Below are 21,778 nucleotides of genomic sequence, written 5' to 3'. Positions count from 1 at the left end.
GGAGTCGGAAGACGCCCACCGAGTGGGCCGCAGGGGTGCGGCCGGGGCCGGCCTCATGCGGCGCGGCGGCGCAACACTCCGGCGAGCTCGTTCACTCTCAGCGACGTCCGATATCGCCACAAACTAATAGCAAATACACACATTCCCAAGGCCATCCCCACGGCGAGTCCTGATGGGGTGTCACCTTCCCTCGTACGGGCGGCTCCCAGCACCACGCACACGGTCAGGGCGACACCGAGGGCGGTGACATAGCCGCGGTCGACGGTGGGGAACCCCAGGCGCCATCGGATCAGCAGGGCCGCCGCGAGGTTCTCCACCACGATGGCCGCGCCCCATGACGCGGCGGCCCCGAGCACGCCCCAGGCCGGGACGGCGAGCACCCCGACGGTCAACTGGACCGTGAACGCGACCGCGGTGACGGCCAGATGCCAGGAACTGCGGCCGGCCATCAGCAGCACGGTCTGGGCGTTGCCGACGGCGACGTTGACCATGGAGGCCGCGCAGAGCACGACCAGGGCGGGGGCGCCGCGGACGAACTCCGGCCCGAAGGCGGACAGGAAGGTCCCGGGGAAGGCCGCGAGGAGGGCGAACAGCGGCCAGGAGAACAGCACGATCCAGCAGGTCGACACGCGGTGCAGGGAGTGCGCCTCGGGCTCCTCGCCGAGGGCGAGCAGCCGGCTGACCTCCGGCGCCACGGCGAGCCGTACGGCGAGTTGGAGGAGCGTGCCCGCGGTGACGACGCGGCCGATCGCGGTGTAGACGCCGGCCTCCCCCGCGGTGGCCATGGCCGACAGCAGGATGACGCCGACCCACACGGCGCTGATGTCGAAGACGGAGGAGACCGCGCGCGGCGCGGCGAAGCCCCAGAACGTCCGCCAGGACACGGTCCCGCCGGCGGCCGGGGCCGTCGGGCCCCGAGCGGCCCGGCAGCGGCGCAGGGTGAACCAGGCGGCCACCGCACCGGCCAGCGCCGGCAGCAGCCAGGCCGAGGCCAGCGCGGTCAGGCTGGGCAGCAGGAAGGCGACGGGGAGGGCGATCAGCAGCCGCAGCACCGGCTTGCCGATCTGCTCCACGGCGACGAACGGGACGACCGTGCCGTAGGCCCGGGTGGCGCCGAGCAGGACCATGCCCACGGTGGTGACCGGCAGGAAGACGCCGAAGAGCCGGACCAGTGAGACGGCGTCCGCCGGGGGCAGTTGGGGCAGCAGCAGCCGCGCCACCGTGGACGACAGCAACAGGGGCGCGGCGGCCGCGGTGGACACCAGGGCTGCGGGCAGTACGGCCATACGCAGCAGGTCGGGGACCGAGCGGCCGTCGTCGAGGGCGAGGTCCCGGGGTACGAAACGGATCAGCCCGGCGTCGGCGCCGAGCTTGCAGGTGTTGCTGAGGATGGTGAACAGGGCGACGCCGGTGAAGACCACGCCCGAGCCGTCCGCGCCGACGGCGCGGGTGAACAGGCCGACCAGCAGGAAGGAGAAGACGGCGTTGGCGACGGAGCCCGCCATCCCCCACCAGCCACCCCGGGCGACCGCCGCCACCGCGCGCGGGGCCTCGGCCCCGGCGCGGGTGGGAGCGGTCGTGTCGGCGGCGGTCACCGCCGCGAGACGGAGAAGGTGCCGTCCTGGGCGGGAAGTTCCATCGGCGCGGCGGGGTGCGTCGCCGGACGGTACTTCGGGCGGCGGCCCGGCAGCCGCAGGCGCCGGCGGGGCCGGGCGGCGTCGAGGACCGTGCCGAGGAGGCGTCCGCCGGAGCAGTCGACCAGTTCCTGCACCTGGCGCAGGTCGTCCTGGCGGGTGGTACCGAGGCCGACGACCAGCACGACGCCGTCGACGCGCTGGGCCACGGCGAGCGCGTCGGCGTGCGTGAGGAACGGTCCCGTCACGACGACGGTGGTGGACTCGACGCCCGGCCGCAGCCGGTGGGCCTCGGTCGACAGGCTCGAGCGGGTGTGCGCGCCGATGCCGCCGCCGGAGCGGAAGGCCAGCCGCCCGGAGACCTCGGCTTCGACGAGGACGCTCCCGCTGGGCAGGAACGCCTCCTCCAGGGTGGGCGCCTCGTACGGCATCAGCGGCAGCCGGTCCGAGAGCCCGGAGGCGTCGGAGTCGGCGTCCACCAGCAGGACCTCGCCGCCGTACTCGGCGAGCGCGGCGGCCAGGTTGGCGGCGACCTCCTCGGCGGCGTCGGCGTCACGCGGGGCGACGACGAGCACCTGGCCGGGGCCCGAGGGGCCGTCCGTCTTGCGCAGCCGGAAGGCCAGGGCACGGAACGCCTCGGTGCGGGCGCCGCCGGTGCGGCCGACCTTCAGCAGTTCGCCGTGCCCGTCCTCGTCGTCGGGCAGGATGCCGAGCACCGGGGCGTGCAGCGCGCCGCGCAGTTCGCCGACCGAGCGGATGCGGGAGTCCAGGGCGGAGCGCAGCCAGGCCAGCACCAGGCCGAGCAGCAGGCCGCACACCAGGCCGAGGGCGAGCAGGACGCGCAGACCGGGGCCGACCGGCAGGTGCGGGGCGGTGGCCCGGCGGACGACGTCACCGGCGTCGGTGTCCCGGGACTTGATGTCGAGGACGCGCTTCTGGAGGGTGTAGAGCTGGCTCTGCGCGGCCGTCTTGGCGTCCTTCTGCTCCAGCTTCTCCTCGGCCAGATCCTGGTTGAGCACCCGGATCTGCTGGCCGAGGGCGTCGGTCGCGCGCCGGACGGCGGCGTCGTTGCGGCTCTTGCGGTCGGTGAGGTAGGCCTCGGCGAAGGCGTTGGCGCCCTCGGCCGCGCGCCGGGGGCTGCCGGCGGTGAACTCGAAGCGCAGCACCCGGGACTTCATCGGGTTGGTGACGCGCAGCCGGGAGGCGAGGCCGCCTGCCTCGCTCTCGGGCAGGCGCAGGGCGCGGGCGACCCGGCGGGCGACCTCGGCGCTGGTGGCGACCTGCTGCTCGGTGGTCATGCTGACCTGGTTGTCGGCGGAGACCCCGACCGCGCCGAACGGGTCGGCGGTGGAGCGCACCAGGACCTCACCGGTGGCGGTGTAGGTGTGCGCGCGGTACTCGGCCAGCGCCAGCCCGCCGAGCAGTCCCAGGACCAGGCCCAGCGCGATGAGGGCGCGGTGGCGAAGGATGCGGCGCAGTTGGTCGCGTAGTTGGTCCGGCTCGTCGTACCGGTCGTCGAGATGGATGGGGCCGGTCACGGGTGCCCTCCTGTTCCGGGGATCGATGCGTGACGGGGGGTTGCGGCCGGCATCGCCGAAGAGCGGAACCGGGATGCCCGGGCGACGGGGGTGGTGATGAGCAGCGGCACGGCCACCAGCAGGGTCAGCGGACCCGCGATGGCGAGCAGGCTGCCGCGCAGGAAGACCATCTGGTAGAAGGCGAACGCGGGGACGAGCAGCGCGGCGAGGGCGCCGGTGCTCTCGCGCAGCCGGTGGCGGATGTCGTCCACACGCCGGCCGAACGCGCCGAGCAGCAGGAAGACCAGGAACACCGCCGGGGGGCCGGCCCACAGGTAGCTCTCGATCCACAGGGGCGCGGAGAGGTTGTGGAACTCGTACCCGGCGTACTCGGCCAGGGAGATGCCGGTGTCCTCGGGCTTCTCCGGCCACAGCGCGCGCGGCACCATGAACAGCGGCGGGCCGAGGACGTTCTGCGGGGAGAACCCGTGGTCGTGGGCGTAGTCGACACCGGTCTGCATCTGCTGGAAGGCGTCGTAGTCGCCGTTGGAGGTGAACTGGTCGGCGAGGGAGGCGACGGTCAGGGTCTCGCGGTCGCTGTAGCGGAAGTAGTCGCTGTAGGGGAAGACGAACAGCAGGGCGGCGAGGATCGCGGCCGAGGTGACGCGGAAGGCCCGCGGCCGGCACAGCCGGGGCACCGAGAACAGCAGGGTCAGCAGGACCATGCCGGCCCAGAACCGCGGCTTGCTGATGGGGTTGTTGACGACCACGTTGAGGGCGAGCAGCACCGGCAGTAGCAGCCAGCGCACCGCGCGCAGCCAGCGGTCGCCGCCGGGGCGGCACGGCACCCTCAGCAGTCCGAGCAGCGCCCAGAACGCGGGCACCGACAGCGACCAGCTGAGCAGGGAGCGCAGTGAGGCGTCCTCCCCGCCGGCCTCGGTGATGGCCTGCCGGCTGGTGAAGTACGCGCCCAGTCGGCCGGGTTGGCCGGCGATGAGCACGACGGCCAGGCCGAGGGCGAGCGTGCACAGGGCGAGCAGGCGCCAGGGCGCGACCCTGCGGGCGAGGACGCGTTCCAGGCGCCCGGGCGGGGCGGTGTGCCCGCGGACGCGTTCCCGGCGGGCGGCGAGGGCCGCTCCCGCGCTGTGGGCGAGGAGGCCGAGTTCGACGAGGGCCACGGCCACGAGCGCGGTGGTCTCGTCGGTCCGGTAGGGCCAGGGGTACGCGTCGGCGGCGAGCATCGCGAGGCCCGCCAGCCCCAGCCAGATGTACGCGAAGACCCAGAAGCCGAGGGCGACGAAGCGGACCCGGGAGGCGGTGAGCACCCGGGCGAGCGCGCCGCCGCTGTGCACCACGACGACGCCTTGCAGGACGAGCGCGGCCGACGGGTGCGCACCGTGCGACTGGAGGATCAGCCCCGGCAGCAGGACCGTCAGTGCCACGGCCCAGAGGGAGACCGCAGCCACACTGCGGACGCGAGCGTCCTGCATCCCGGCCTCTCCGTCGAGCGAATATTTAGGCTGAAACATCACTGAAGGATATATAGCGCTTAGATCGCGCTAATCACCCCAGGCGCGCAGAAATCGTGAAATTCTCGGCGTGCCAATTACCCCAAATCATGACAAGTCTGCATAGCTTATCGGCCATCAGACCTCCCCATTCGCAGAGGAGTTGTGTATGAGCCAGCAGGTAGACGTCGTCGTCGCCGGGGGCGGGGGCTTCATCGGCGGTCATCTGGTGGGCGACCTTCTCGCCCAGGGACTGACCGTCCGCTCCGTCGACATCAAGCCGCGCCAGGACTGGTACCAGGTCCACCCCGACGCCGAGAACGTGGTCGCCGACCTCTCGCTCCTGGACAGCGCCAGGGCGGGCGTCCGGGGCGCGCGCCAGGTGTACATGCTGGCCGCCGACATGGGCGGCATGGGCTTCATCGAGAACAACAAGGCCGCCTGCATGATGTCGGTGCTCACCAGCACCCACATGCTCCAGGCGGCCCACGAGGCCGGTGTGGAGCGCTACTTCTACTCCTCCTCCGCCTGCGTGTACGCCGCCGGCAAGCAGACCGACCCGGCCCTCACCGCCCTCAAGGAGGAGGACGCCTACCCGGCGCAGCCCGAGGACGGCTACGGCTGGGAGAAGCTGTTCTCCGAGCGCATGTGCCGGCACTACGCCGAGGACTACGGCTTCGTCACCCGCGTGGCCCGCTACCACAACGTGTACGGCCCGCACGGCACCTGGACCGGCGGCCGGGAGAAGGCGCCGGCCGCGGTCTGCCGCAAGGTGGCCGAGGCGGTCCTCAGCGGCGACCACCGGATCGAGATCTGGGGCGACGGACTCCAGAGCCGTTCGTTCATGTACATCGACGACTGCGTGCACGGCAGCCAGATGATCCTGAACGGCGACAGCGGGATCCCCGTCAACCTCGGCTCCTCGGAGCTCGTCACCATCAACCAGCTCGTCGACCTCGTCGAGGAGATCGCCGGTGTCCGCTGCGAGCGCGCGTACCGCCTGGACGCCCCGCAGGGTGTGCGCGGCCGCAACTCCGACAACACCCTGATCCAGGAGATCCACGGCTGGGAGCCGTCGGTGCCCCTGCTCGACGGCCTGGAGACGACCTACGCCTGGGTCTACGACCAGGTCAAGCGCTCCCAGCAGTGAGCCGCGGGCGAGCAGAGGAGGCGGTGAACCCATGAGGATCCTCGTCCACGACTACAGCGGCCACCCCTTCCAGGCCCAGCTCAGCCGTGAACTGGCGCGCCGCGGTCACGACGTCGTCCACTCGACGTGCACGGCCTACGTCTCCGGCAAGGGCAACCTCGCCGGGGACACCCCCGGGCTGCGCTTCGTCACCATCGGCGACGGCACCGCGCTGCGCAAGGACGCCTACGTCCGCCGGCTGCGCCAGGAGACCCTGCTGGGCCTCGAACTGGCCCGGCAGGTACGGCGGGAGAAGCCCGACGTGGCGCTGCTGTCGAACATGCCGATCCCGGTGCTCGTGGTCGCGGCGGGCGTCCTGCGGCGGATGGGCGTCCCCTGGGTGCTGTGGCACCAGGACGTGACGGCCGTGGCGATGAAGAGCTTCGCCGCCGAGAAGGTCGCCCGGTCCATGGGCATCGCCGCGAAGGTCTTCGGCGCCGGCGAGAAGTGGTCGGCGCGGCAGGCCGCGGCCGTCGTGGTGATCGCCGAGTCGTTCCTGCGCGTGCACCGCGAGTGGGGCACGGCCGGCAAGGTCACCGTCATCCCCAACTGGGCGCCGCTGGACGAGATCGTGCCGGTCGACCGGGCCAACGCCTGGTCGGCCGAGCACGGCCTGGACGGGGTGCGGACGGTGCTGTACTCCGGCACGCTCGGCCTGAAGCACAATCCCGAGCTGCTGGTGCTGCTCGCCGAGCGGCTGGGCGCGCGGGGCACCCCGGTACGGCTGGTCGTCGTCAACGACGGCCCCGCGGTGCCGGTGCTGCGCCGGGCGGCGGCCGAGCGGGGCGTCGATCTGACCCTGCTGCCCTTCCAGCCCTACGGGCGGCTGCCCGAGGTGCTGGGCTCGGGCGATCTCCTCGTGGTGCTGCTGGGCGCGGACGCCGGGGAGTTCTCGGTACCGTCGAAGACCCTGTCGTACCTGTGCGCCGGACGTCCCGTGCTCGGGCTGATGCCGGCCACCAACCTGGCGGCGCGGCTGCTGCACCGGGCGGGGTCGGCGGTGTTCCCGCCGGAGGAGGGCGCGCTCGACGAGGCCGTCTCCTGGGCGCGGGAGGTCCTCTCCGACCCGGCGCGCGCGGAGTCGCTGGGCAAGGAGAGCCGGGCCCTGGCCGAGCGGGAGTTCGCCCTGGAGGACTGCGCCTCGCGCTTCGAGGACATCCTCCGTACGGCGAGCCGCGCGCGGCGGCGCTGAACGGGCGGCGGTTCGGCCGCACCCGGCGGCCGAACCGCTCGCGTCACCCCTTCCGGTACAGCTTCTCCAGCCGGTCCACCACCGCGCGGATGGAGAAGACCTCGTCGATCGCCCGCCGGCCGGCCGCGGCGAGCCGGTCGCGCAGCTCCGGGTCGGCGAGCAGCCGGCCCACCGCGTCGGCCAGCGCCGACGGACTCCCGTCGGTGACCAACGCCGCTTCCCTGCGGGCCAGTTCGGCCGCGATGCCGCTGCTGTCCGTGCACACGACCGGGGTCCCCTCGGCGAGCGCCTCCAGGACCGTCATCGGGAACGGCTCCCGCACGCTCGGCAGGACGTACACCGCGGCCTTGCGGTAGGCCGCCAGGGCCGCCGCATGGTCGAGCGCACCACCGTAGGAGACGACGTCGCCGATCCCCCGGTCCTCGATCAGCCGGCGCACCGCGGGCAGCGAGCCCTCGTCGGCGCCGTAGAGCGTGAAGCGGGCGTCGCCCGACTCCTTGTGGACCAGGGCGGCCATCTCCACGAACGCCTCGGGGCGTTTGCGCGGGTGCAGTCTGGCCAGGAAGACCACCTCGTGGCCGCTGCGCACCCCGGCGGTGTGGCGGCCCGCGTCGGACACGCGCAGCCCGTTGGGCAGGTCGAGCAGCGGCGGGCCGTCCGGACCCAGGACGGCGGTCAGTTCGCGGCGCTCCCGCTCGGTGAGCACGAGACAGGCGCGGGCGCCGCGCAGCAAGGGCACGAACAGCCGGTCGAAGACCCGCGCCACGGCGGCGGTGCGGGGCTCGACCATGCCGTGGGTCTGGGTGACGTAGTCCGTGCCGCGCAGCCGGGCCACGGCGAGCGCGGCGAGGGAGACGAGGTCGCGGCCGGCGTGCAGGTGCACGACGTCGGCGCGGCCCGTCGCGCGCCACAGGTCCGCCAGGAGCAGCGGGTGCATGAGCCCGAGGCAGCCACGGCCCGGCACGAACCGCCAGGCCGGGCGGGAGACGAACGGGACGGCTCCGACCCGCCCCGGGGCGGGCGCCGCGCCCCGCCACAGCGACACCAGCCGGACGTCGTGGCCGCGGGCGGCCAGCTCCTCGAGCTGCGCTGCCGCGACGCTCGTCGGACCGCCGAAGGCCCCGTCGTCGCTGACGAGGGTGACCACGTGGACGATTCTCATGCCCGGCCTCCCGCGGTCAGGACCGCGTCCCGCGGCACGTCCTGGTGGGCGACGGCGCCCGCGCCCACCACGGCGCCCCGGCCCACGGTGACCCCGCGCAGCACGACCGCTCGGGCCGCGACCCAGCTGCCCGGCTCCAGCCGGATGGGGCCGTTGTCGAACTCGAAGGTGGCGCTGCGGCGGCGGTGGCTGCCGGTGCACAGCAGGGCGCTCTGCGAGACACAGCAGTCGTGGCCGATGGTGACCGGTTCGAGGTTGAGGATCCAGGCGTCCTCGCCGATCCAGACGTCGTCGCCGACGTCCAGTTTCCACGGCCAGTGGACACGCACGCCGCGCCGGATCAGCACCCGCCGGCCGACCCGGGCGCCGAAGGCGCGCAGCAGCGGCGGCCGCCAGCGGGCGGGGAACCACCACTGGGTGAACAGCAGATGCTGGGCGGCGTACCAGGCGGCCTGCACCAGCGGGGGGCGGCCCTTGTCGTATCCGGCTCCGGTGAAGCCGCGCAGCCGGCGGTCCACGACGGGCCGGTGCGCCGGGTCCGCGACGGAAGTGGTCTGTACCATGACGCGATCCTTCCCGGCGGCGGGGGCGAAGGTCCCGTGCCGGCCGCGTGTTGGCGGCAGACCTGCCCGGATGGCGGAAGCGGCCCCCGGGCCGGAACCCGGGGGCCGCTTCGGTCCTCGCGTCCTCACCGAGGAGGAGGGCCCGGCCTAGTAGGCGCCCTGGCCGTTGAGGACCGCGCGGACGGTGCGGGCCATCACGTTGACGTCGCCGGACAGGGACCAGTTGTCGACGTAGCGCAGGTCGAGCGCGACCGTCTCCCGCCAGGACAGGTCCGAGCGTCCGCTGACCTGCCACAGTCCGGTCAGGCCCGGCCGGACGTTGAGCCGGCGCATCTCGACGCCGTTGTACTTGACGACCTCCTCGGGCAGCGGCGGGCGCGGGCCCACGAGGGACATGTGACCGAAGAGGATGTTGAAGAGCTGGGGCAGCTCGTCCAGGGAGTAGCGGCGCAGGACGCGTCCGACCGGGGTGACCCGGGGGTCGCGGCGCATCTTGAACATGTGTCCGTCGTTCTCGTTCTGCTGCTCCAGCCCGCCCTTGAGCCGGTCCGCGTCGACCACCATGGTGCGGAACTTCCACATGGCGAACCGCATGCCGTGCCGGCCGACCCTGGTCTGGCGGTAGAGGACCGGGCCCGGCGAGCCGAGCCGGACGGCCAGCGCCAGCAGGAGCAGCAGCGGCGAGAGCAGCAGGATCAGCAGCAGGGCGCCCGCCCGGTCCACCGCCGTCTTGGCGGCGGCGTGCGCACCGCGCTGGAGCGGCGGGGCGATGTGCAGCAGGGTGAGCCCGGCCGCCGAGGTCAGCCGCACCCGGCGGCGGGCCACGTCGGTGATGCCGGGCAGCACCGTGAGCGAGCGGCCCCGGTCGTGCAGCGCCCAGGACAGCCGGCGCATCCGCTCGCCGTCCAGGTGCGGGCCGGGCGCCACGAAGACCAGGTCGGCGCCGAGTTCGTCGGCCGCGCCGAGGACGACGGAGGCGTCCGCGTCGGGTGTCTCGGGTGCCTCGCGGGTCAGTTGCGCGCACACGGGGACGCCCGAGGTCACCTCGTCCTCGCCGACCGGGCAGGCGCCGACGATGACGTATTCGTGGTCGGTGCGCTGGGCGAGCTGTCCGACCACGGCGTCGAGGGCCGAGGCCTCGCCGACGACCAGCACATGGCGCAGGGCGCGGGCGTTGCGGCGGGCGGCGAGCAGATGACGGTGGATCAGTTTCTGACAGACGCCCGTGGCCACCAGGGCGGGGAGGAGCGCGGTGAACGCCTCGGCGGGCACGCTCTGCAGTCCGCAGACCACCCGCAGCGTGGCCAGGGCGCCGACCAGGACCAGCCAGTCCCGGGCCACGGCCCGCAGGCCGCCTCCGTCGCCCCAGGCGGCGGGGGTGTACCGCTTGCTCGCCACCCCGATGAGCGGCCACAGCAGGGCCGCGGCGGCCGCCAGCCGCAGGGGATGGGGCTCATGGACCTCCACGATGGTCGCGGCGACCGGCAGGGCCGCGGCGGCCAGGTCGACGGCGACGGCGAACGGGCCGTACCAGCGGGCCCGGGTCCGCACACGCGGGACGGGGTGGCGCGCCACGGGAATCGGCGCCTGCCGGGACATCGCGATTCTGAACCGGCGCATGGTTTCCTTCGAACCCCCACTCGCAGATCACATTCCTCACATGATCCTTATATCACCGTGTGGGTAAGAAAATAGGCTTTTATCGCCCTGTGTGGAGCGGCGTGGCATGGCGGTGCGTCGCCGGTTGGGGCACGGTGGAGTGACACGGCCGAGAGGAGCACCCGATGTCGAACCACACCTACCGGGTCACGGAGATCGTCGGCACCTCGCCGGACGGCGTCGACCAGGCCATCCGCAACGGCATCGGCCGCGCCTCGCAGACACTGCACAACCTGGACTGGTTCGAGGTCACCCAGGTGCGCGGCCAGCTCGAGAACGGCGAGATCGCGCACTGGCAGGTGGGCCTGAAGGTCGGCTTCCGCCTGGACGAGTCGGACTGACGGAACCGGTCCGGGATCAGGTACGGCCCTGTCGCTCCTGCGCCTCGCGCAGTTCCGGCGACGGCGCGCTCCAGCGGGCGAGAACGACCCGGAATCCCGCCCGTTCGGCGTCCTGGCACACCAGCGCGTCGTCGTCCACCAGCAGCCGCACCTCCCGCGACCGGGCGAGCCGGCGCAGGATCTCCAGCTTGGTGCGGCGGGCCGGCCTGCGGTCGTCGTTGCGCCGCATGTACACCCGTCCCTCGGGCAGCCCCTGCGCGGCCAGCCACGCGAGCGTGTCCCGCCGGCAGCGCTCCGGCCGGCCGGTGAGGTAGACGACCTCGCACCCCTCGGCCTGCTCCCGCGCCAGGGCGACACCTTCGGGGATCGGCGGGTCCGCGGGCGCGGCGGCGAAGAACGCGTCCCAGTCGCGCGGCCTGCACTCCAGGAACCGCTGCCGGTGGGCCGTGTCGGCGAGGGTGTTGTCCAGATCGAACACGGCGATCGGCCGTCGACTGCTGTCGGTCACGCCCCCATTCTCCACCGGAACTTCCCCACCGGAACGTGGCCACCGGGGCATCCGACGGGGCTTCCGACGGGGCTTCCCTGGGCTTCCCGAGGGGGTTTCCTGGAGACGCTTCCCGACGGGGCTTGCCCGGCGAGGCCTCCCCAGCGGGACCTGTCCGGCGGGCACCGGCACGGCTTGCCCGGCGGCACCGGCGCGGCTTGTCCGGCGGGGCTTCTCTGCTGGGGTGGTGCGGTTGGGGTGCCTTCGCTCTGGGGGAGCGGGCGGTGGGGAGATGTGGGAATCCCGTGGGACGTCAGGTGTTGAACGGGGTATGAGTTCCGCGATCGCTCCGGCCCGCTTCTCCGTCCTCGATCGGTCCCGGATCCGGGAGGGGCACACCGCGGCACAGGCGCTGCGGGACACCGTGGCGCTGGCTCGGGAGGCCGAGCGGCTCGGCTTCCACCGCTTCTGGGTCTCGGAGCACCACGGTGTCCCCGGTGTCGCGGGCTCCGCGCCCACCGTCCTCGCGGCCGCCGTCGCGGGAGCGACCCGCACCATCCGGGTCGGCACCGGCGGGGTGATGCTGCCCAACCACCGGCCCCTGGTCGTCGCCGAGCAGTTCGGGGTCCTGGAGTCGCTCTTCCCGGGGCGGATCGACATGGGCCTGGGCCGCTCGGTGGGCTTCACCGACGGGGTACGCAAGACGCTCGGCCGCGACAAGGACGACGCCGACGACTTCGCCACCCAGCTCGCGGAGCTCCTGGGCTGGTTCGGGGGCACCTCGCCGACCCGGGTGCACGCCTACCCCGCCGAGGGGCTGACGGTGCCGCCGTTCGTGCTGGCCCTGGGCGAGGGCGCGACGATCGCGGCCCGCGCGGGCCTGCCCCTGGTGATCGGCGACCTCAGGGACCGCGAGAGGATGCGGCGCGGCATCGACACCTACCGTGCGCGCTTCTGCCCCTCCCCCTGGGCGTCCGAGCCGTACGTCGTCGTCTCCGGCACGGTCGCTGTGGCCGCGAGCCCCGAGGAGGCCCGGCGGCTGCTGGTCCCGGAGGCCTGGTCGATGGCGTACTCCCGCACCCACGGGACCTTCCCGCCGCTCCCGCCCGCCGAGTCGGTGGAGACCCGCACGATGACCGCGAAGGAACGTGGCTTCTACGAGCGGGGCCTGACCGGCCATATCGCCGGCACCGAGGAACAGGTGACGCACGAGCTGGACACCCTGCTCCAGGAGACCGGCGCACAGGAGATCCTCGTCACCACCAGCACGTACGACCGTACGGCGCTGCTGGACTCCCACCGGCGGCTGGCCGGGATCGTGCACCGGGCGAGGAACACCGGGTGAGCGTCGGTGCCTAGGGGACGGCCGGCCGGCGGCGGCGCTGTTCGCTCCAGGACCGGTGGTGGTCCACGAGGGTCTCCTCGATCGGGCGGTAGGTGAGGCCCAGTTCCTCGGTGCTCCGGCGGTTGTCGACGCGGAACCGGATACCGAGGTGCCCCCGGATGTAGTCCTGGGAGAGACCGAAGGCGGGGCCCAGGATGCGGACCGGCCAGTGCGGCAGGGCGGTGCGGGGCAGGCGCGGATCGCGCGGGTGGTGCCTGCGGAGCAGCCGCGCCATCTGGTGGAAGGACGTCATCTCCTCCGCCGCGAGGATGTACCGGCCGTGGGCGTCCGGCCTTTCTGCGGCGGCCACATGGGCGGCGGCCACGTCCCGGACGTCGACCGTGGTGAAGCTGAAGTCGGGGGCGCCGTAGAAGAAGTAGCCCTTGAACAGCTCGTCGAGGAGGAACAGGCTGCCCGAGTCGGAGGCGGGCGTGAGGGAGGGGCCGAGGATCAGCCCGGGGTTGAGGCAGACCATCCGCCAGCGGCTCTGCGCGGCCTCGGCGTCCCAGGCGGCCCGCTCCGCCACGGTCTTGGCGTAGTGGTACGGGTTGTTCTCCACCGTGCTGGTGGTGTTGACGTACTTCTCCGTCAGGACCCGGCCGTCCATGCGGTCGACGTCCGCGTAGGCGCCGAAGATCGCACCCACCGTGGAGGTGAACACCAGGCGTTCCACCGTCGGGGCGCGGTCCACGGCCCCGACGACGTTGCGGGTGCCGTGCAGCGCCGGGTCGACGACGTCCCGCTGTCCGTCCTTGATCCTCTCCGGCATCAGGAAGGGCGAGGCCACGTGGAAGACGATCGTGCAGCCCTTCGCCGGCTCGTCGAAGGAGCCCTCCCGCAGCAGGTCCGCCTCGAAGAGGTCGAGCCGGCCGGGGTGGGCGTCCTGGAGGGCGCGCAACGGAGCGAGCTTGGCCGTGTTCGCCGTATCGCGGACCGTCGTACGCACCCGGTAGCCGCGCTCGAGGAGCTGCCGCACCAAGTGCGCCGCGACGAAGCCGCTGCCTCCGGTGACCAGGACCGTTCCGCCGGCCGGGCTGGTGCTCACGCGCGCTCCCCTCAGGAGGTCGGGACGCGCGCCATGATCCCATCCCGGGCGCCCGACGGCCCCCCGCTTGCGGGGAATTCCCCGGATCCGCGCCGGTGCTCGTGCGGACCGGCCAGGACCCGTTCCCCGGCCGCCGCCGCGAGCGTCTTGCGGTCGGTGGCACCGTCCGGCGCGAGCAGCGGGAGCACCTCGACCTCCGCGACCAGGCCGCGCGCCGAGGTCACCCGCCACAGCGAGGCGAGCAGTGAGTCGTCGCCGACGTAGGCGGGCGCGGTGCTGGCCGCCCCGGCGCTGTTCCGGTAGCGGATCCGGACCGGCTGGACGGGGACCCCGGCGTCGAGCGCGGCCTGGAACACCGCGCGCCGGAAGTGCCCCTGGGCGCGGCCGCACCAGGTGCTGCCCTCCGGGAACACCGCGACGGCCTGCCCGGCCCGCAGCACCCCGGCGATGGTGGCGACCGTGCCGGGCAGGGCGCGCAGCCGGTCCCGGTCGATGAACAGGGAGCCGTTCGCGGCCATCGCCCCCACGACCGGCCACGCGCGGATCTCCTTCTTGGCCAGCATCCGAGCCGGGCGGACCCCGGCCAGCAGGGGGATGTCCAGCCAGGAGATGTGGTTGGCGACCAGGAGCAGTCCGCCGGTGGCGGGCGCGCGCCCGCCGGTCAGCCGGATCCGCACCCCGGCGGCCCGGACGACGGCCCGGCTCCACCGCCGTACCGCCCCCGCCGGGATCCGCGCGCCGAACGGGGACAGGGCGACCCCGGCCAGTACCAGGACGACCACCGCGACGAGCCGCAGCACGGCCCGCGGTACGGCCGTCCAGGACGCCGTACCCTCCACGCACGCCCGCGGGGTGCAGGGCGCGCCGGGCAGCCAGACACTCATCAGGCGCTCGGCACGAGGGAGAGGAAGTGCCGCAGGTAGCGGGAGTTGACCCGGCGCATCGACAGCAGCACGAACAGGTCGGCGACACCGAAGTCCGGGTCGTGCGCGGGCTCGCCGCACACCCAGGCGCCGAGGCGGACGTAACCGCGCAGCAGGGCGGGCAGTTCGGTGCGGGCGGCCGGGGCCGCCGCGGCGGCGGCCTCCTTCGGGATCCACGGGAGCAGCGGGCGCACCCGGAACTCCTCGGGAGCCAGGTGCTTGGCGCGGGCCCGGTCCCAGGTGGCGGCCGCGAGGACGCCGCCGTCGGCGAGCGGGACCGAGCAGCAGCCGGCCAGCCACTCGTGGCCGCGGTCCACCATGTAGCGCGCGATGCCGGCCCAGATCAGGCCGATGACCGTGCCGTCGCGGTGGTCGGGGTGGACACAGGAGCGGCCGACCTCGACGAGGCCGGGCCGGATCGCGTCGAGCCGGCCCAGGTCGAACTCGCCGTCGGAGTAGAGTCGTCCGGCGACCGAGGCGCGCTCCGGGGGCAGCAGCCGGTAGGTGCCGACGACCTGGCCGGTCTCCGCGTCGCGCACCAGCAGGTGGTCGCAGTAGGCGTCGAACGGGTCGACGTCGAGGCCCGGCTGCGGGGAGGACAGCAGGGCGCCCATCTCACCGGCGAAGACCTCGTGCCGCAGGCGCTGCGCGGCCCGTACGTCGGCCTCGTCGCGGGCCAGGGTGACGGTGTAGCGGACGGGTGCCGTGGACTGCTGGGGACGGTCGAGGGTGGAAACGCCGGTCATGGCTCACTCCTGGGCACGGGCCACATCGGGGACGGTGGCGCTCCCCCTGTTTCTCCCGACCCCGGTTGGCGTGGACGTGTCCGGTGCCGGGAGCCGGGATGTGGGAATGTTGAATGCCAGGCTTTCGACCGTGCCGACGGTTGCCCCGGGCCGCTACCGCCTCGCCTTGCGGGCCGCCCGCAGCCACTCCTTGTTCATCCCGGTGATGGACACCAGCGGAATTCCCTTGGGGCAGGCGGTGGCGCACTCCCCGGCGAGCGTGCAGCCGCCGAACCCCTCCTCGTCCATCTGCGCCACCATGTCCAGGACGCGGGTCTCGCGCTCGGGCGCGCCCTGCGGCAGCACGTTCAAGTGGTTGATCTTGGCGGAGGTGAACAGCATCGCCGCGCCGTTGGGGCACGCGGCCACGCACGCTCCGCAGCCGATGCACTCCGCGTGCTCGAACGCGAAGTCGGCGTCGGGCTTCGGCACCGGCGTCGCGTGCGCCTCGGGCGCGGACCCGGTGGGCGCGGTGATGTAGCCGCCGGCCTGGATGATCCGGTCGAAGGCGCTGCGGTCGACCACCAGGTCCTTGATCACCGGGAAGGCGGAGGCCCGCCACGGCTCGACGTCGATCGTGTCGCCGTCCGCGAAGGACCGCATGTGCAGCTGGCAGGTGGTGGTGCGCTCCGGGCCGTGCGCCTCGCCGTTGATGACGAGGGAGCAGGCGCCGCAGATGCCCTCGCGGCAGTCGTGGTCGAAGGCGACGGGGTCCTCGCCGCGCAGGATGAGGTCCTCGTTGAGGGTGTCGAGCATCTCCAGGAAGGACATGTCCGGCGAGACGCCGTCCACCTCGTACGTGGACATGGCGCCGTCGGCCTCGGCGGTGCGCTGCCGCCAGACGCGCAGGGTGAGCTTCATGCGTAGCTCCGCTGGGTGGGATGGACGTACTCGAAGACCAGGTCTTCCTTGTGCAGGGTGGGAGCCTCGCCGGTGGCGGTGAACTCCCAGGCGGCCGCGTACGCGAACTCCTCGTCGCGGCGGGCGGCCTCGCCGTCGGGGGTCTGGGACTCCTCGCGGAAGTGGCCGCCGCAGGACTCGGCGCGGTGCAGGGCGTCGAGGCACATCAGCTCGGCGAGCTCCAGGTAGTCGACGACCCGGTTGGCCTTCTCCAGGGACTGGTTGAACTCCTCGCCGGTGCCCGGGACCTTGATGCGGCGCCAGAACTCCGCGCGGATCTGCGGGATCCGCTCCAGTGCCTTGCGCAGCCCCGCGTCCGTGCGGGCCATGCCGCAGAACTCCCACATCAGCTCGCCGACCTCGCGGTGGAAGGAGTCGGGGGTGCGGTCGCCGTCCACTGACAGCAGCAGGTTCAGCCGGTCCTGGGTCTCGGCGAGCACCTCCTGGACGACCGGGTGGTCGTCGGTCACCTCGTCCTGGGCCGGGTGGCGGGCGAGGTAGTCGTTCACGGTGGCCGGGAGCACGAAGTAGCCGTCGGCCAGGCCCTGCATCAGGGCGCTCGCCCCCAGCCGGTTGGCCCCGTGGTCGGAGAAGTTGGCCTCGCCGATGGCGAACAGGCCGGGGACGGTGGTCTGGAGGTCGTAGTCGACCCAGAGGCCGCCCATCGTGTAGTGCACGGCCGGGTAGATCCGCATCGGCACCCGGTACGGATCCTCGTCGGTGATCCGCTGGTACATGTCGAAGAGGTTGCCGTACTTGGCCTCGACGGCCTCGCGGCCCATGCGCTGGACGGCATCCGCGAAGTCGAGGTAGACGCCCTGTCCGCCGGGTCCGACCCCGCGCCCCTCGTCGCAGACGTTCTTCGCGGCCCGGGAGGCGATGTCGCGCGGGACCAGGTTGCCGAAGGACGGGTAGATGCGCTCCAGGTAGTAGTCGCGCTCGGCCTCGGGGATCTCGTGCGCGGGCCGGGTGTCGCCCTTGGCCCTGGGCACCCAGATCCGGCCGTCGTTGCGCAGCGACTCGCTCATCAGCGTCAGCTTGGACTGGTGGTCGCCGGTGCGCGGGATGCAGGTGGGGTGGATCTGGGTGAAGCAGGGGTTGGCGAAGTACGCGCCGCGCCGGTGGGCCCGCCAGATCGCGGTGGCGTTGGAGTTCATGGCGTTCGTCGACAGGTAGAAGACGTTGCCGTAGCCGCCGCTGGCGAGGACGACGGCGTCCGCGACGTATGTGTCGATCCTGCCGGTGATGAGGTCCCGGGCGACGATCCCCCGGGCCCGGCCGTCGACGACGATCAGATCGAGCATCTCGGTCCGCGGATGCATCTCCACGTTCCCGGCGGCGATCTGCCGCGACAGCGCCTGGTAGGCGCCGAGGAGCAGCTGCTGGCCCGTCTGGCCGCGGGCGTAGAAGGTCCGGGAGACCTGGACGCCGCCGAAGGAGCGGGTGTCGAGCAGTCCGCCGTACTCACGGGCGAAGGGCACGCCCTGGGCCACGCACTGGTCGATGATCTCGACGGAGATCTGGGCGAGGCGGTGGACGTTGGACTCGCGCGCCCGGAAGTCGCCGCCCTTGACGGTGTCGTAGAACAGCCGGTGGACCGAGTCCCCGTCGTTGCGGTAGTTCTTCGCCGCGTTGATGCCGCCCTGGGCGGCGATCGAGTGGGCGCGGCGCGGGGAGTCCTGGTAGCAGAACTGGACGACGTGGTAGCCCTGTTCGGCGAGCGTGGCGCCGGCCGAGCCGCCGGCGAGCCCGGTGCCGACCACGATCACCGTGTGCTTGCGCCGGTTGGCGGGGTTGACCAGCCGGGCCTCGAAGCGGCGCTTGTCCCAGCGCTCGGCGACGGGGCCCGAGGGGGCCTTGCGGTCGACGAGCGGTTCGCCGGTCGTGTAGTCGGTGTAGGTCATGTTCAGCTCACCACTCCGGTCATGACGCCCACGGGTACGGCGACGAAGCCGGCCGTGAGCAGCAGCGCGAGGACGTTCGCCGTGGCTTTCAGGGCGCGGTCGCGGGTGCGGCTGCCGACGCCCAGGGTCTGGGCGGCGCTCCAGAAGCCGTGCCGCACGTGCAGGCCGAGGGCGAGCATGGCGACGATGTAGATGACGTTGCCGTACCAGGTGGAGAAGGTGTCCACGACGTTCTGGTAGGGGTGGCCCTGCTGGAAGCCGCCGCTGTGCACGGTGCCGGTGGTCAGGTCCAGGAGGTGCCAGACGAGGAACAGGCCGAGGATGACCCCGCCCCAGCGCATGGTGCGCGTGGCGTAGCTCGCGCGGGCCTTGCGGTGCACGTACCTGCCGGGGCGTGCCCTGATGTCACGCCGGCTGAGCTGGTAGGCGGAGGTGGCGTGCGCGATCACGGCGACGACCAGCACCACGCGGACCAGCCAGAGCGTCCACTCCTCGTGCATGAACGGTTCGCCGACGGTGCGCAGCCAGTGGGCGTAGTGGTTGAACTCGCCGGGCCCGAAGAAGATCTTCAGGTTTCCGATCATGTGGACGACCAGGTACAGCAGCATGATCAGTCCGCTGACGGCCATCACGGTCTTCTTGCCGACGGAGGAGTCCCACACGGTACGCGCCATCGACGGCCGTCGGTCCGTCCGCGTTGCCAGAGCCATGTCTCCAGACGCTAGGGCCGTTCGGCCCCATCGGTCCAAGACATGAAACGGCTCGTTTCGATAGGCGTCCGCTATCGAGCCGCCTATCCTGGAAGGGTGCAGTTCCAGCAGCTCCAGTACTTCGTGGCGGTGGCCGAGACCCGGCACTTCACCCGGGCCGCCGAGCGGGTCCATGTCGCCCAGCCCTCGCTGTCGCAGCAGATCAGGGCGTTGGAGCGGGAGCTGGGGGCGGATCTGTTCCTGCGGGCGCGCGGCAACATCACGCTCACCGACGCGGGCGAGGCGCTGCTGCCGCTGGCCCGGCGGATCCTCGCGGACACCGAGACCGCGCGCTACGAGGTGCAGGAGCTGGTGCAGCTGCGCAGCGGGCGGGTGCGGCTCGGGGCCACCCCGAGTCTGTGCACCGGTCTGCTGCCGGACGTGCTGCGCGCCTTCCACGACCGCTACCCGGGCATCCGGCTGCTGATCGAGGAGGGCGGTTCGCACGATCTCGTACGGCAGCTCGCCCGCGGCGCCCTGGACCTCGCCCTGGTCGTCCTGCCGCTGCCGACGCCCTCGCCCGCGCTGACCACGGTCGAGCTGCTGCGCGAGGACCTGGTGGTGGTGTCCTCCCCCGAGGCGCCGAAACCGGGCGACGGGCGGCGCACGGTCGGGATCGCCGATCTGGAGGGCGAACGTCTGGTGATGTTCCGGCACGGCTACGACCTGCGGGAACTGACCGTGGCCGCGTGCCGGGCCGAGGGCTTCGAGCCGGACTTCGCCGTCGAGGGCGGGGAGATGGACGCGGTCCTCGGCTTCGTCCGGGCCGGTCTGGGGGTGGCCGTCGTGCCCCGGATGGTGGCCGCCCGGTCCGGCCGGGGCCTGCGCGTCACCCCGCTCACCCGGCCCGGTCTGCACCGGACGATCGCCCTCGCGCACCGCAGCGACGTGGCACCGCCGCGGGCGGCGCGCGAGCTCCAGCGGATGCTGCTGGAGCACTGAGCCCCGGCTCAGCCCTGGAGGGCGGCCGGCCGGAACACCTCCTCGCACCACCGCCGGAAGGTCGTGGGCGCGGTGTCGGGCGTGCTGGGCTGTGCTGCGCCGTAGAGGCCCTGGGTGTTCTGGGCGTCGACCATGTCGGAGAAGGCCCGCACCCACGACTCGGTGGCGCCGAGACGGTTCCAGCGCTCCGCGAGCTGCGCCGTGGTGGTGAACTCGACGCGGACGGGCCGGCCGAGCACCTCGGAGAGGACGCCGGCCATGCCTTCGGGGGTCAGGTCGTCGGGGCTGACCAGCGGCACGTCCTCCTGCCCGCGCCAGGAGTCGTCGAGCAGCAGGCGGGCGGCCGCGGCCCCGATGTCGCGCGTGGCGCACAGGCGCAGCACACGGTCCGGAACGAGCGGTGTGACGAAGACCCCGGCGTCGCGGATCGAGGCCAGCTGGCGCAGCTCGTTCTCCATCAGGGAGGGCGGGCACAGGGCCCGGTAGTGGACGCCCGTGGCGGTGATCGCCTCGTCCATGGCCAGCCCCGCGGAGATCAGCCCGGCGTTCGCGGCGATTCCGCGGCCCAGGGTGGAGACGGCCACGACCCGCTGCGGGCCCTGGGCCCCGATCACCTCGCACAGCGGCTCGGTGAAGGCCCGGAAGTGTCCGTCGACACTGGCGGCGGCGGGGTTCGGCGGGACCAGCCAGAACACCCGGTCGGCGCCCTGGCAGGCCTCCTTCAGCACGGCCGGGTCCGCGTGCGACCCCTGGACGGCCTCCACCCGCTCGCGCACCTCGGGGGCGAGGGCGGCCGGGTCCCGGACGATCACCCGGACCGGTGCGGGGCCCTCGGGGGCGTCGAGAAGACGGGCGACGACCTCACGGCCGATCTGCCCGGTCGGAGTGGTGACGAGAATCATGAACTAGCTCCTGGAACAGGACGTGTCGGGACGCTCACGAGCCTGCTGCCCCGGCGTCCGGAACTGAAGGTCCGGTTCGCTCGCGCTTGTTACCCTCAGGGCAATGCCAAGGGGAGGTCACGCCCGTGGAGTCCCGTCCGCTGCGCTACTTCGTCGCCGTCGCCGAGGAGCTCAACTTCGCCCGTGCCGCCCAGCGGTTGGGCATCTCTCCGCCGCCGCTGTCGCGGGCGATCCGCGCGCTGGAGGAGGAGCTGGGCGCCGTACTCCTCGAACGCACCACGCACAGCGTCACGTTGACGCCGGCGGGAGAGATCCTGCTGCCGGAGGCCCGGTTCGCGCTGGAGGCGCTGGAGGCCGCCGGGCGGCGGGCCCGGCGGGCGGCCGCCGCCGGACCGAAGCTGGAACTGGCCGTGAAGGCCGACGGCGACGGCGGGCTGCTGGAGCCGATCCTCGCGCGGTACGCCGCCGACCCGGCCGCGGTGCCGGTCTCCGTCCGGCTGTGCGCCTGGCACGAGCAGTCCCGGCTGCTGCGGCGGGGCGAGGCCGATGTCGCCCTGGTGTACGAGCCGTACGACCGCGTCGGTCTCGACGCGGAGGAACTGGCCGTCGAGCCGCGTATCGCCGCCCTCGCCACGAGTCATCCGCTGGCCGGGCGGGCCGGACTGTGCCTGGCAGACCTGGGGCTGCGCGCCGACACGGTGTACGCGTACCTCGACGCGGTCCGCGGCAGGGGCGCCGACCTCGCGCAGCTCCTCACGCTCGTCGCCCTCGGCGAGGCCGTCCCCCTGCTGCCCGCGTCCGTCGCCGGCCGCTACCCGCGCCCCGGCGTCGTCTACCGCCCGGTCCGGGACGCGCCCCCGGCCGTGCTGGCCGTCGCCTGGCCCCAGCAGTCCCGCTCCACGGCGACGGCGGCCCTGGTACGGGCGGCGGTCGCGGTGGCGGACGAGCGCGGGGCGCGGGCGGCGGGCTGAGCGGCGTCCCCCAGGGGGCGC

General features: G+C 73.1%; 20 protein-coding genes. 6 read left to right on the top strand and 14 right to left on the bottom strand.

The annotated features are described in order from the left end of the window. Window positions 1–53: 53 nt before the first annotated feature. The 3 genes from AQJ58_RS26510 to AQJ58_RS26500 are packed head-to-tail and all read right to left on the bottom strand — an operon-like array spanning window position 54 to window position 4,641. Window positions 54–1,595 carry an oligosaccharide flippase family protein gene (locus AQJ58_RS26510; protein ID WP_067254472.1) on the bottom strand — a complete coding sequence of 514 codons (1,542 nt, stop codon included), beginning with the start codon at window positions 1,593–1,595 and terminating at the stop codon, window positions 54–56. Further along, window positions 1,592–3,172 carry a YveK family protein gene (locus AQJ58_RS26505; RefSeq protein ID WP_067254470.1) on the bottom strand — a complete coding sequence of 527 codons (1,581 nt, stop codon included), beginning with the start codon at window positions 3,170–3,172 and terminating at the stop codon, window positions 1,592–1,594. The genes AQJ58_RS26510 and AQJ58_RS26505 overlap by 4 nt, the downstream gene beginning before the upstream one ends. Further along, a complete protein-coding gene (locus AQJ58_RS26500; RefSeq protein WP_234360309.1) occupies window positions 3,169–4,641 on the bottom strand; it encodes a hypothetical protein in 1,473 nt (490 codons plus the stop codon). Before AQJ58_RS26500 ends, AQJ58_RS26505 begins: the two co-directional genes overlap by 4 nt. 187 nt (window positions 4,642–4,828) lie before the next feature. Here AQJ58_RS26500 and AQJ58_RS26495 point away from each other — a divergent pair, with 187 nt between their 5' ends. Together AQJ58_RS26495 and AQJ58_RS26490 are read left to right on the top strand one after the other, a co-directional pair. Further along, window positions 4,829–5,809, top strand: a complete 981-nt coding sequence (locus AQJ58_RS26495) for an NAD-dependent epimerase/dehydratase family protein (RefSeq protein WP_067254468.1) — start codon at window positions 4,829–4,831, stop codon at window positions 5,807–5,809. Between the two features lie 31 nt (window positions 5,810–5,840). After that, entirely contained in the window at window positions 5,841–7,040 is a 1,200-nt protein-coding gene (locus AQJ58_RS26490; RefSeq protein ID WP_067254466.1) for a glycosyltransferase family 4 protein, read from the top strand. A gap of 43 nt (window positions 7,041–7,083) precedes the next feature. Here AQJ58_RS26490 and AQJ58_RS26485 read toward each other — a convergent pair whose 3' ends face one another. From AQJ58_RS26485 to AQJ58_RS26475, 3 genes are all read right to left on the bottom strand, one after another. Beyond that, on the bottom strand, window positions 7,084–8,202 hold the full coding sequence (locus tag AQJ58_RS26485) for a glycosyltransferase (RefSeq protein ID WP_067254463.1): 1,119 nt from the start codon (window positions 8,200–8,202) through the stop codon (window positions 7,084–7,086). Continuing rightward, window positions 8,199–8,765: a DapH/DapD/GlmU-related protein gene (locus AQJ58_RS26480; RefSeq protein WP_067254461.1), complete on the bottom strand. Its 567-nt coding sequence runs from the start codon at window positions 8,763–8,765 to the stop codon at window positions 8,199–8,201. Before AQJ58_RS26480 ends, AQJ58_RS26485 begins: the two co-directional genes overlap by 4 nt. 147 nt (window positions 8,766–8,912) lie before the next feature. Next, window positions 8,913–10,385 (bottom strand): sugar transferase, encoded by a 1,473-nt coding sequence (locus tag AQJ58_RS26475; RefSeq protein WP_234360308.1) that lies wholly within the window; start codon window positions 10,383–10,385, stop codon window positions 8,913–8,915. Window positions 10,386–10,549: 164 nt separating this feature from the next. Between AQJ58_RS26475 and AQJ58_RS26470 the strand changes: the two genes are divergently transcribed. Continuing rightward, window positions 10,550–10,765, top strand: a complete 216-nt coding sequence (locus AQJ58_RS26470) for a dodecin (RefSeq protein ID WP_067254459.1) — start codon at window positions 10,550–10,552, stop codon at window positions 10,763–10,765. Window positions 10,766–10,781: 16 nt separating this feature from the next. Here the strand turns inward: AQJ58_RS26470 and AQJ58_RS26465 are convergent, their stop codons facing one another. Further along, window positions 10,782–11,273 (bottom strand): phosphatase domain-containing protein, encoded by a 492-nt coding sequence (locus tag AQJ58_RS26465; protein WP_067254456.1) that lies wholly within the window; start codon window positions 11,271–11,273, stop codon window positions 10,782–10,784. A gap of 310 nt (window positions 11,274–11,583) precedes the next feature. Here AQJ58_RS26465 and AQJ58_RS26460 point away from each other — a divergent pair, with 310 nt between their 5' ends. Continuing rightward, a complete protein-coding gene (locus tag AQJ58_RS26460) occupies window positions 11,584–12,597 on the top strand; it encodes an LLM class flavin-dependent oxidoreductase (RefSeq protein WP_067254454.1) in 1,014 nt (337 codons plus the stop codon). Window positions 12,598–12,607: 10 nt separating this feature from the next. Here AQJ58_RS26460 and AQJ58_RS26455 read toward each other — a convergent pair whose 3' ends face one another. The 6 genes from AQJ58_RS26455 to AQJ58_RS26430 all read right to left on the bottom strand — a co-directional run bounded on the left by AQJ58_RS26455 (window position 12,608) and on the right by AQJ58_RS26430 (window position 18,867). After that, a complete protein-coding gene (locus tag AQJ58_RS26455; RefSeq protein ID WP_067254452.1) occupies window positions 12,608–13,681 on the bottom strand; it encodes an NAD-dependent epimerase/dehydratase family protein in 1,074 nt (357 codons plus the stop codon). Between the two features lie 11 nt (window positions 13,682–13,692). Further along, window positions 13,693–14,565, bottom strand: a complete 873-nt coding sequence (locus AQJ58_RS26450) for a lysophospholipid acyltransferase family protein (RefSeq protein WP_079079256.1) — start codon at window positions 14,563–14,565, stop codon at window positions 13,693–13,695. Continuing rightward, a complete protein-coding gene (locus AQJ58_RS26445) occupies window positions 14,565–15,350 on the bottom strand; it encodes a GNAT family N-acetyltransferase (protein WP_067254449.1) in 786 nt (261 codons plus the stop codon). The genes AQJ58_RS26450 and AQJ58_RS26445 overlap by 1 nt, the downstream gene beginning before the upstream one ends. 153 nt (window positions 15,351–15,503) lie before the next feature. Continuing rightward, entirely contained in the window at window positions 15,504–16,250 is a 747-nt protein-coding gene (locus AQJ58_RS26440) for a succinate dehydrogenase/fumarate reductase iron-sulfur subunit (RefSeq protein WP_067254446.1), read from the bottom strand. After that, complete coding sequence (locus AQJ58_RS26435) at window positions 16,247–18,193, bottom strand: fumarate reductase/succinate dehydrogenase flavoprotein subunit (protein ID WP_067254444.1); 1,947 nt, start codon at window positions 18,191–18,193, stop codon at window positions 16,247–16,249. The genes AQJ58_RS26440 and AQJ58_RS26435 overlap by 4 nt, the downstream gene beginning before the upstream one ends. 2 nt (window positions 18,194–18,195) lie before the next feature. After that, window positions 18,196–18,867, bottom strand: coding sequence for a succinate dehydrogenase (locus AQJ58_RS26430; RefSeq protein ID WP_067254441.1), 672 nt, complete (start codon window positions 18,865–18,867; stop codon window positions 18,196–18,198). A 132-nt stretch (window positions 18,868–18,999) separates the two neighbouring features. Here AQJ58_RS26430 and AQJ58_RS26425 point away from each other — a divergent pair, with 132 nt between their 5' ends. Further along, window positions 19,000–19,884: a LysR family transcriptional regulator gene (locus tag AQJ58_RS26425; protein ID WP_067254439.1), complete on the top strand. Its 885-nt coding sequence runs from the start codon at window positions 19,000–19,002 to the stop codon at window positions 19,882–19,884. Between the two features lie 8 nt (window positions 19,885–19,892). Here AQJ58_RS26425 and AQJ58_RS26420 read toward each other — a convergent pair whose 3' ends face one another. After that, window positions 19,893–20,786, bottom strand: coding sequence for an NAD(P)H-binding protein (locus AQJ58_RS26420; RefSeq protein WP_067254437.1), 894 nt, complete (start codon window positions 20,784–20,786; stop codon window positions 19,893–19,895). Window positions 20,787–20,911: 125 nt separating this feature from the next. Between AQJ58_RS26420 and AQJ58_RS26415 the strand changes: the two genes are divergently transcribed. Then, window positions 20,912–21,757: a LysR family transcriptional regulator gene (locus AQJ58_RS26415; protein WP_067254435.1), complete on the top strand. Its 846-nt coding sequence runs from the start codon at window positions 20,912–20,914 to the stop codon at window positions 21,755–21,757. Window positions 21,758–21,778 lie beyond the last annotated feature (21 nt).

The sequence above is a fragment of the Streptomyces sp. DSM 15324 genome (genome assembly GCF_001514285.1).
In the GTDB taxonomy this organism is placed as follows: Bacteria; Actinomycetota; Actinomycetes; order Streptomycetales; family Streptomycetaceae; genus Streptomyces.
This window is presented reverse-complemented; position numbering and strand designations above follow the sequence as displayed.

What these genes read in the sequence shown, in the direction of transcription:
- AQJ58_RS26500 (WP_234360309.1), bottom strand. Translation starts at nt 4,641, where the DNA reads ATGCAGGACGCTCGCGTCCGCAGTGTGGCTGCGGTCTCCCTCTGGGCC.
- AQJ58_RS26495 (WP_067254468.1), top strand. Translation starts at nt 4,829, where the DNA reads ATGAGCCAGCAGGTAGACGTCGTCGTCGCCGGGGGCGGGGGCTTCATC.
- AQJ58_RS26490 (WP_067254466.1), top strand. Translation starts at nt 5,841, where the DNA reads ATGAGGATCCTCGTCCACGACTACAGCGGCCACCCCTTCCAGGCCCAG.
- AQJ58_RS26485 (WP_067254463.1), bottom strand. Translation starts at nt 8,202, where the DNA reads ATGAGAATCGTCCACGTGGTCACCCTCGTCAGCGACGACGGGGCCTTC.
- AQJ58_RS26480 (WP_067254461.1), bottom strand. Translation starts at nt 8,765, where the DNA reads ATGGTACAGACCACTTCCGTCGCGGACCCGGCGCACCGGCCCGTCGTG.
- AQJ58_RS26475 (WP_234360308.1), bottom strand. Translation starts at nt 10,385, where the DNA reads ATGCGCCGGTTCAGAATCGCGATGTCCCGGCAGGCGCCGATTCCCGTG.
- AQJ58_RS26470 (WP_067254459.1), top strand. Translation starts at nt 10,550, where the DNA reads ATGTCGAACCACACCTACCGGGTCACGGAGATCGTCGGCACCTCGCCG.
- AQJ58_RS26460 (WP_067254454.1), top strand. Translation starts at nt 11,584, where the DNA reads ATGAGTTCCGCGATCGCTCCGGCCCGCTTCTCCGTCCTCGATCGGTCC.
- AQJ58_RS26450 (WP_079079256.1), bottom strand. Translation starts at nt 14,565, where the DNA reads ATGAGTGTCTGGCTGCCCGGCGCGCCCTGCACCCCGCGGGCGTGCGTG.
- AQJ58_RS26445 (WP_067254449.1), bottom strand. Translation starts at nt 15,350, where the DNA reads ATGACCGGCGTTTCCACCCTCGACCGTCCCCAGCAGTCCACGGCACCC.
- AQJ58_RS26440 (WP_067254446.1), bottom strand. Translation starts at nt 16,250, where the DNA reads ATGAAGCTCACCCTGCGCGTCTGGCGGCAGCGCACCGCCGAGGCCGAC.
- AQJ58_RS26435 (WP_067254444.1), bottom strand. Translation starts at nt 18,193, where the DNA reads ATGACCTACACCGACTACACGACCGGCGAACCGCTCGTCGACCGCAAG.
- AQJ58_RS26430 (WP_067254441.1), bottom strand. Translation starts at nt 18,867, where the DNA reads ATGGCGCGTACCGTGTGGGACTCCTCCGTCGGCAAGAAGACCGTGATG.
- AQJ58_RS26420 (WP_067254437.1), bottom strand. Translation starts at nt 20,786, where the DNA reads ATGATTCTCGTCACCACTCCGACCGGGCAGATCGGCCGTGAGGTCGTC.